This window comes from Devosia sp., from assembly GCF_040509215.1.
Classification (GTDB): Bacteria; Pseudomonadota; Alphaproteobacteria; order Rhizobiales; family Devosiaceae; genus Devosia.
In genome coordinates this window covers 1-8,918 of sequence record NZ_JBEVLL010000297.1, presented here as the reverse complement: position 1 = coordinate 8,918, position 8,918 = coordinate 1, and the positions used below count along the sequence as shown (strand labels likewise).

6 protein-coding genes are annotated in these 8,918 nt (G+C 61.2%); all 6 read left to right on the top strand.

Features of this window, described 5'->3' with window-relative positions; all coding sequences use genetic code 11:
* Positions 1-204: 204 nt before the first annotated feature.
* The gene (locus tag ABW043_RS16475; RefSeq protein WP_353922282.1) at positions 205-1,470 is read left to right on the top strand and encodes an AGE family epimerase/isomerase; all 1,266 of its coding nucleotides are present in this window, start codon (positions 205-207) and stop codon (positions 1,468-1,470) included.
* 81 nt (positions 1,471-1,551) lie between these two features.
* Positions 1,552-2,337 (top strand): SDR family oxidoreductase, encoded by a 786-nt coding sequence (locus ABW043_RS16470; RefSeq protein WP_353922281.1) that lies wholly within the window; start codon positions 1,552-1,554, stop codon positions 2,335-2,337.
* A 143-nt stretch (positions 2,338-2,480) separates the two neighbouring features.
* On the top strand, positions 2,481-3,308 hold the full coding sequence (cysQ, locus tag ABW043_RS16465) for a 3'(2'),5'-bisphosphate nucleotidase CysQ (protein WP_353922280.1): 828 nt from the start codon (positions 2,481-2,483) through the stop codon (positions 3,306-3,308).
* A gap of 192 nt (positions 3,309-3,500) precedes the next feature.
* The gene (locus tag ABW043_RS16460; RefSeq protein WP_353922279.1) at positions 3,501-4,049 is read left to right on the top strand and encodes a PadR family transcriptional regulator; all 549 of its coding nucleotides are present in this window, start codon (positions 3,501-3,503) and stop codon (positions 4,047-4,049) included.
* 16 nt (positions 4,050-4,065) lie between these two features.
* Positions 4,066-5,331, top strand: coding sequence for an efflux RND transporter periplasmic adaptor subunit (locus ABW043_RS16455; RefSeq protein WP_353922278.1), 1,266 nt, complete (start codon positions 4,066-4,068; stop codon positions 5,329-5,331).
* 11 nt (positions 5,332-5,342) lie between these two features.
* Positions 5,343-8,657, top strand: a complete 3,315-nt coding sequence (locus tag ABW043_RS16450; protein ID WP_353922277.1) for an efflux RND transporter permease subunit — start codon at positions 5,343-5,345, stop codon at positions 8,655-8,657.
* Positions 8,658-8,918: the final 261 nt, after the last annotated feature.

The window sequence follows — 8,918 nt, the reverse complement described above, 5'->3', positions numbered from 1 at the left end:
TCATTGCCGGGCTTGTCCCGGCAATCCATCTCGCCTCCGCATGGACCACCGGGACAAGCCCGGTGGTGACGATGCGATATAGATGGCGTCCGACGGTTAGAGCGGATTTGCTCTGTGGGCTGGCGAGAATTTGCAACGTTGCCACGATCTCGTTAGAAGCATTCTTGATGCCCGGCTCTTTTCTTCTGCCGGACGGGAGCCAAGATGAGCGACGTCACCAATTCTCTGCCCAAGACCAATGCCAGCCCATGGCAGAAGCGCCCTTTTCACCGCCAGTATCTGATGCGGCAGGCCAATGATCTCTTCGACTTTTTCGAAGCGGCCTCGATCAATCCCAAGGGCGGGTTCTTTGAGCTCGACGACGAGGGAATGCCGCTCGGCGAGGACAATGGGATCAGGCAGATCCATGTGACGACGCGCATGATCCATTGCGCCGTGGTGGGGAGCCTGATCGGGCGGCCGGGCTCGGACGAGATCATCGACCATGGCATGAATTACCTCTGGAACAAGCATCGCGACGACAAGCGCGGCGGTTACTTCTGGTCGCTCGATGACAACGGCGTCACCGATGGTGCCAAGCAGGCTTATGGGCATGCTTTCGTGCTGCTGGCCGGATCGAGCGCGAAGCTCGTGGGGCATCCGCTGGCCGACAAGGTGATTGCCGATGCGACCGAGGTGATCGAGAAGCGGTTCTGGGACGACAGTGTCGGGGCGGTGCGCGAGGAATTCAGCGCGGATTGGACCGAGGTGCGCGGCTATCGCGGTCAGAATTCCAATATGCACCTGACCGAAGCGCTGATGGCGGCTTATGAGGCTACGGGGCAGCAGGCCTATCTCAAGAAGGCCGAGCGCATTGCCGAGCTGATCATCCGCAAGAATGCGGTGCGGCTCGACCACCGCGTCGCCGAGCACTTTGACGAGTACTGGGTGGTCGACAAGAATTATCGCCATCCCAATGAAATGTTCCGCCCCTCGGGCACGACGCCGGGCCATTGGCTCGAATGGTCGCGCCTGCTCTACCAGCTCTGGGTACTGGGGCAGAAGCAGCACTCGTGGATGACCGATGCGGCGCGGAACCTGTTCCAGCGCTCGATCGAGCTTGGCTGGGACAAGGTTCACGGCGGCTTCTTCTATACGCTCGACTGGAATGACGAGCCGGCGATCCGCGAAAAGCTTTGGTGGCCAGTGGCCGAGGCGATCGGCGCGGCGAGCTATATTTCGGCGCATGACAATGACGCCTATTTCCAGGCTTGGTACCGCAAGCTTTGGGACTATGCGGAAAATCATGTGATCGACCATGCGCGCGGCGGGTGGCTGAGCGAATTGAAGGAAGACCTGACGCCAGCTTCGAACCTTTTTGTCGGCAAGCCGGATATTTATCACGCGCTGCAGGCCTGCCTCATTCCGCTCTATCCGGCGACCGGCAGCCTGACGCATGCCATCATCGAGCAGGACCACAAGACCCGCTAAGTCTTGGGTGCTTCAAGAAATCGGCGGCGTGGGACAACCGTGCGCCGCCCTTTGCGTTGTGCCTTCGAACAAGGAGGCGACATGCAGACACTTTCGGGCAAGACCGCATTGGTGACAGGGGCGGGTTCGGGCATCGGCAAGGCGGCGGCACTGCTCTTGGGGCGGGAGGGCGCCAATGTCGCGGTGTTGAGCCGCACCAAGAAGGAGGTCGATGCCGTGGCGGCGGAGATCGAAGGCCAGGGCGGCAAGGCGATCAGCATTACGGCGGACATTTCGGACGACGGGGATATGGCGCGCGCCGTGGCGCTGGTGGTCGAGCGGTTTGGGAAGCTCGATATCGTCGTGGCCAATGCAGGGATCAACGGGGTCTGGGCGCCGATCGAAGAGATTACGCCCGAAGAGTGGGACAAGACGATTACGGTCAACCTGCGCGGGACCTATCTGACGCTGCATCATGCGGTGCCGCGGCTTGAGGCGGCGGGTGGCGGGGCCATTGTGATCGTCTCGTCGATCAATGGGACGCGGACGTTTACGACGCCGGGGGCATCGGCTTATTCGGCGACGAAGGCGGCGCAGGTGGCGATGGCGCAGCAATTGGCACTGGAACTGGGGCCGAGGGGGATCAGGGTCAATGCGGTTTGTCCGGGTTCGATAGAGAGCGAGATCGGGGAGAACACGGAAAAGCGCGGGATGGAGAAGACCGAGATACCGGTGCACTTTCCGAAGGGCGATATTCCGATTACCGGAGGCAAGCCGGGAAAGGCCGAGGATGTGGCTGAGGCAGTGTTGTTTCTGGTTTCGGATGCGTCGCGGCACATTACCGGGACACCGGTTTGGATCGATGGTGGACAGGGGTTGTTGCGGTAGGATCGAACACCGGTGTTTGCCGACCCCCACCCTTGATCCCTCCCCACAAGGGGAGGGAGACGATGGAGCCGACAATTCCTTTGATTGTCACGCGGCTGAGACAGGCGTAAAGACGCGCTGACTTTCTCCACAAAGCCGGCCAAATGACCGATAGTGCTGTTCTCGTTGCCCCGCGCGATATTACCGATCTTGCAGTCGAAGCTGCGATCGAAGCGGCGGCGGTGATCCTCGATGTTTATGCGCGGCCGATCCATGTCGTGTCGAAATCGGATGGGTCGCCGGTGACCGAGGCGGATGCGGCAGCGGAAGAGGTGATTATCGCGCAACTCAAGGCGACAGAATTGCCGGTTCTGGGCGAGGAGAGCGTGGCGGCGGGCATCGTGCCGGTGTTGGGCGAGCGTTATTTCGTTGTTGATCCGCTCGATGGCACCAAGGAATTCATCAAGCGCAACGGCGAGTTCACCGTCAATATCGGGCTTGTGGAACATGGCAAGCCGACCATGGGCGTGGTGCTGGCGCCGGTGACCGGCGAGATTTTCGTGGGCGACGCCAATGGCGCCTGGACCGGGCGGGTGGTCGATGGCGTCGTGACGGAGAAGCGCGCGATCAGTGTTGGTTGGCTGCCGCGGTTGCGGATTGTTGCGAGCCGCTCGCATGGGCACGCGGCGCTCGAAAAGCTCTGCCAGACGCTCGATGTGGAAAGCGATGTGTCGGTGGGGTCGTCGCTAAAGTTCTGTTTGCTGGCGCGCGGCGATGCGCAGCTTTACCCGCGATTTACCCCAACTTGCGAATGGGACACTGCCGCGGGCCAGGCGGTACTGGAAGCGGCGGGCGGAGCCGTGGTAACACTGGACGGCGCCCCGATGCGCTACGGAAAGCACGAGCTGAGCTTCCTCAATCCGTACTTTGTGGCCGCGGCGAGCCTCGAGCTTGCACAAAAGGCCGCAAAAGAGATGCAGACGCTGCTCTAGCTTTTTGACGCATGTCTTTATCCCGAAACCGGGACCACTTTGGGGAGACATGCTTTAAAATAAAAGCGTCATGCAACAGACGCTTAACTGATCTGCACGATCACAACCCTCGTAAATCTTGTGCAGCAGGGGTTGTAGATATATAGCCCCGGCATATATCGAACCGGCATAGTGCCGGGAGGATTGTGCTTTATGAACGTGCGGACGCTCTGTCTATCGGTGCTCTACGAGGGTGAAGCCACGGGTTATGATATCCGTCGCATGTGCACCGAGGGCGAGTTCGCCTACTTCGTGGAAGCCAGCTTCGGCTCGATCTATCCCGCGCTCGCCAAGCTCGACGAGGATGGTCTCGTCACCAGCCGCACGGTGCCGCAGGACGGCAAGCCGGCACGAAAAGTCTATTCCATCACCGATGCCGGACGTCAGGCTTTTGCCGAAGAACTGTCAGCGCCGCTGGGCGAAGATGTTTTTCGCAGCCCGTTTCTCCTACTGGCACGGTTTGTCAGCATCCTGCCGCAAGATCTGGTCGCTGGACGGGTGAAGGAACACCTCGACCGGATGACCGCGGAGCGGCAGCAACTGGACCAGGTGCGGTCCGAACAGGAATGCAGCCCGGCTGATTGCTGGGTTCTCAATTACGGTCGTGAAGTTTTGGGCGTTGCGGAGAAGTATCTGCGTACCCATATGCACGAACTGATCAACTTATCGCGAGCCGACGAGCGCAAGGACGCGGCGGAATAAAAGGGGCTGATATTCTATGCGTGCATTGTTTTCCTATGGTCTGGCGCTGCTGATCCTGCTTGGAGCAGGCGCCTGGCTGACCACCGGTACCCTCGTGCAGGGCGGTAACGGCCCCGGAAATGGCGAAAAGCCAATCATCTCCGTCATCGAAGGCGAAGAGCACGGACCTGTCCACAACGCACTGGCAGACGCCGGCGTTCTGGCCGAGCACCATGCGCCCGCGACTGACCCTGCCCTGACCATTGCTCAACGCAATGAAGCCACGACCGGTTCCAATGCCCCGTTGCCGGACGTGCGGACGCAGACTTTCACCGCCCAGCCCATGCCGGTCGAAGTGCCGCTGCGTGGCCGCACTCAGGCCAAGGCGACGGTGACTGCCGTTGCCGAAACCGCCGGCACCGTGGACACCGTGCACGTGACCAAGGGTCAGCGCGTCGAGGTGGGTGACCTGCTCTGCACGCTCGACCAGGGTACGCGCGTTGCCGCCGTTTCTCAGGCTCAGGCCGGTGTCGACCAGGCCAATGCCGCTCTTGCCCAGGCCCAGCTCAATTTCGACACCAATGCCGGCCTCCGCGAAAAGGGCCTTGCCGCTGCCAATACCGCTAACACTGCCGACGTGGCCCTTGCCCAGGCCAAGGCAGGCGTGAGCCAGGCTGCAGCCGGTCTCGACAATGCCAAGGCCGAACTCGACCGCACCGAAATCACCGCCAAGGTGGCCGGCCTCGTGCAGGACCCGTTGGCACTTGCCGGTTCGATGCTGAACGCCGGCGGCGCCTGCGCCACCATCGTGCAGCTCGACCCGATGATCTTTGCCGGCATGGTTCCGGAAAAGCATATCGGCCTTGCCAAGCTCGGTCTCGTCGCTTCGATCAAGACCGTGACGGGCCAGGCAGTCGAGGGCAAGGTGACCTACATTGCCTCGCAGGCCGACAATGCTACCCGTGCCTTCCCGGTCGAAATCGAAATCCCCAATGCCGACTTTGCCATCAAGGATGGCGTGACCGCTGAAGCCCTGGTCAATCTTGGTGCTGCACCGGGCCATCTGCTGCCGCAGTCGGTGCTGACCCTTGACGACGAAGGCACGCTCGGCGTGCGGACCGTGGAAGACGGCGTCGTGGCATTCCATGAAGTGACCATCGTCAGCGACACCCGCCAGGGCGTCTGGGTGACGGGCCTGCCCCCGGTGACCGAAGTGATCACCGTCGGCCAGGAAGGTGTGACTGCAGGACAGGCCGTGAATGCCAGCCCTGCTCCCAAGACGACCGAAACCGCAGCCAGCTAAGGACGAGTTTCATGCTCGACTTCATTGAGAAAATCCTGAGGATGCCACGGGTCGTCCTCACCGTCATGGCGATCGTCCTGGCGGCTGGTACGGCGGCTTATCTCTCCATGCCCAAGGAGAGTTTCCCGGCCATCGACGTTCCCTACCTCTACGTCTCGATCAGCCAGACGGGCGTTTCGCCGCGCGACGCGGAAAACCTGCTCGCAAAGCCGGCCGAAGAAGAACTGGCGAACCTGCCGGGGCTGCAGAATATCTCCTCGACCTCGACCACCGGCCATGCGTCGGTGATCCTCGAGTTCGACATCAATACCGACAAGGACCAGGCGCTGCAGGATACGCGCGCCAAGATGGACGCGATCAAGGCCAAGTTGCCTGCCGATGCCGATGACCCGACGGTCAGCGAAATCGACTTTATCGGTCCCGTCATGTCCGTGGCGATCTATGGCACGGCGCCTGAAAAGGAACTCAACCGCCGCGCCGAGCAGTTGCAGGATGCGCTCGAAGCGCTGGGCGACGTCCGCGAAGTCAAGCTTTCGGGCGCCCGCAAGGAACAGCTCGAAGTTCGCATCGACCTGCTGCGTCTCGAAACCTATGGCCTGACGGCCAGCCAGTTGTTTGACGCGCTGGCGCGCAACAACATGGTGGTCCCCGGCGGTACGCTCAACACCGGACAGGGTTCGTTCAATATCGAAGTGCCGGGCATGATCTCGACCGCGCAGGACGTTTACGACCTGCCGATCAAGACCGATGGCAATACCGTCGTCACCTTTGGCGACGTGGCAACCATCACTCGCACGCTTGCCGACGCTACCGAATATACTCAGGTGAACGGCTCTCCGGCCCAGATCCTTGGCGTTTCCAAGAAGGCCGGCACCAATATCATCGACGTGTCGAACCAGATTCGCGCGACCACTGCCGAACTGGCGGAAAGCTGGGGGAGCGGGGTTGGCTACAGCTTCTTCCTCGATCAGGCTGAAACGACGACCAATCTCTTCCGCTCTCTGGAAGCGGCCGTTCTGACCGCCGTGGCGCTGGTGCTGATCACCTGTATCGCAACGCTGGGCCTGCGCCCCGCGCTGATGATCGGTCTCTCCATCCCGCTCTCGTTCATGATGGCGTTCCTCGTGGCCGAAATGCTGGGCATGACCATCAATATGATGGTGATGTTCGGGCTGGTGATCGCGGTGGGCGTGCTCGTCGACGACCCCGTCGTGGTCGTTGAATATGCCGAGCGAAAACTGATGGAAGGGGTTCCCAAGAAGGAAGCTTTCATCATGGCCATGCGCAAGATGTTCGTGCCCGTGGTGGGTGCGACGGCGACGACGCTTGGCGCCTTCATCCCGCTGCTGTTCTGGCCGGGCATTATCGGCAAGTTCATGAGCTATCTGCCGATGATCGTGATCATCGTCATGATCGCCTCGTTCATTTCCGCCCTGATCTTCATGCCGGTTATCGGCTCGGTGATCGCCTCTACCCATGTCGACCCGGTGGAAAAGGCCAAGGCCGATATCGTCATGTATCCCGACAAGTTCGACACCAAGAAGGTGACGGGCCTGACCGGGCTTTACGTGCGCATGATGGAGAAGCTGATCTCCTGGCCGGTGCCGACGCTGGCTGTGGGTTTCGGCATCATCGTCGTGATCTTTGCCACCTATATCGCCAACCCGACCGGCACGGAGGCGTTCCCCGCCTCGGAACCGGAATACGCGACTGTCGCCGTGGTTGGTCAGGGCAATTACTCGCCCGAGGAAATCCGCGACATGCTGATCGAGGTCGAAGACCAGCTCCTGCAGGTCAACGGCATCCAGGACGTGATCATGCAGTTCGGCACGACCGGCGCCGCCGGTACCATGCCGCCTGACACGATCGGCAACTTCCAGCTGCAGCTCGTCAACTGGAACCACCGCGTCAAGGCAGAGCAGATCTTTGCCGACATCCGCGGTCGTGTCGCTAATATCGCCGGCCTCGATATCCAGGTTCTGGCGGTCGAGAACGGCCCGCCGGCAGGCAAGGACATCAACCTGCGCGTCGAAAGCAAAAACTATGACGAACTGGTGCCCGTCGTGGCGGCTATTCGCGATCATCTGGCCACCTGGCCCGAGATTGTCGACGCCGAAGACGGCCGCCCTTCCCCGGGCATCGACTGGCAGATCACTGTCGATCGTGCAGAAGCGGGCAAGTATGGCATCGGCGTGCGTGAGCTCGTCCCCTATGTGCAGCTGATCACCAATGGCGTGAAGCTGGGCACCTATCGCGACGAAGAAGGCGACGAACTCGATATTCGCGTTCGCCTGCCCAAGGAAGAGCGCACCTTCGACGCGCTCGACTCCATGCGCATCGCCACCCAGAACGGCATGATCCCGGTTTCGAACTTCATCGATCGCCAGGCTGTGCCAAAGGTTGCCAATATCGAGCGCCGCAACCAGGTCTACGTGATGAACGTGGCCGCGGGCCTCGTGAACCTGCCTGAAGGCGTCTATGCCGCCGACAAGGTGGCCGAGCTGCAGAAGTGGATCGGCGAGCAGGGCTTCCCCGATAGCGTCAATGTCGCTTTCGGCGGTGCCGAAGAGCAGATGGGCGACGCCAATGCCTTCATCGTCACGGCGATGGGCATGGCAATGGCCCTGATCTTCTTCATCCTGCTGCTCGAATATAACAGCTTCTACCAGGTGATGGTGACGCTCTCGACGGTGGTCATGTCGGTGGCAGGCGTGCTTTTGGGCATGCTGGCGACGGGGATGAGCTTCTCGGCAATCATGACCGGTCTCGGCATCGTGGCGCTGGCGGGTATTGTGGTGAAGAACGGCATCGTGCTGATCGACACCTACAATGACTATAACCGCCACCAGCACGTGGAACCCGTCAAGGCCATGCTGCTGACGGTGAGCCAGCGTGTTCGTCCCGTGTTGCTGACCGCGTTCCTGACGGCGCTGGGCGTTATCCCGATGTGGGCCAACGTCGAGTTCGACTTCATCCGCCGTGAAATCGTCATCGGTGGCCTGGCCGGCTCGTGGTTCATCCACCTTTCGGCAGCGCTGGTTTCGGGCCTGTTCTTCTCGACACTGCTGACGCTGATCATGGTGCCGGTGATGATCACCGCGCCGAGCGTGATGTGGAAGCAGATCAAGTGGCTGGGCGCGAACTTTGCCAGCGTCGGCCAGTGGATCTCGAGCCCGTTCCGCGGCAAGGCCACTGCGGCACCGGCCGGCTTCGACGGCGTGGCCGTGGAAGTTCCGGACGATGCCGACGGCAAGAAGTATGTCGTGAGCAAGGAAGCAGGGCTCGGCGACAAGGAAAAGGACGACCGTCGCGACGCGGCGGAGTGATCTTGGACCAGGACAGAATGAGAAAGGCCCGCAGTGATGCGGGCCTTTCTGTTTGGGGGTGAGTGTCGAGCGCGAGATTCCCGCTTTCGCGGGAATGACGCCGAGCGTGTGAAGAGAGCCTAGTTTGGGATGAACTGGTGTAGGCGCCAGTCGTCGCCGTCGAAATGGATGTCCCGGCTATAGGGGTTTTGGGGCGCGAGGGTTTTGGACCAGAAGGACTGCGCGGCGCCGTTGGTGTGGGGGACGGCGATGTGCCATTGG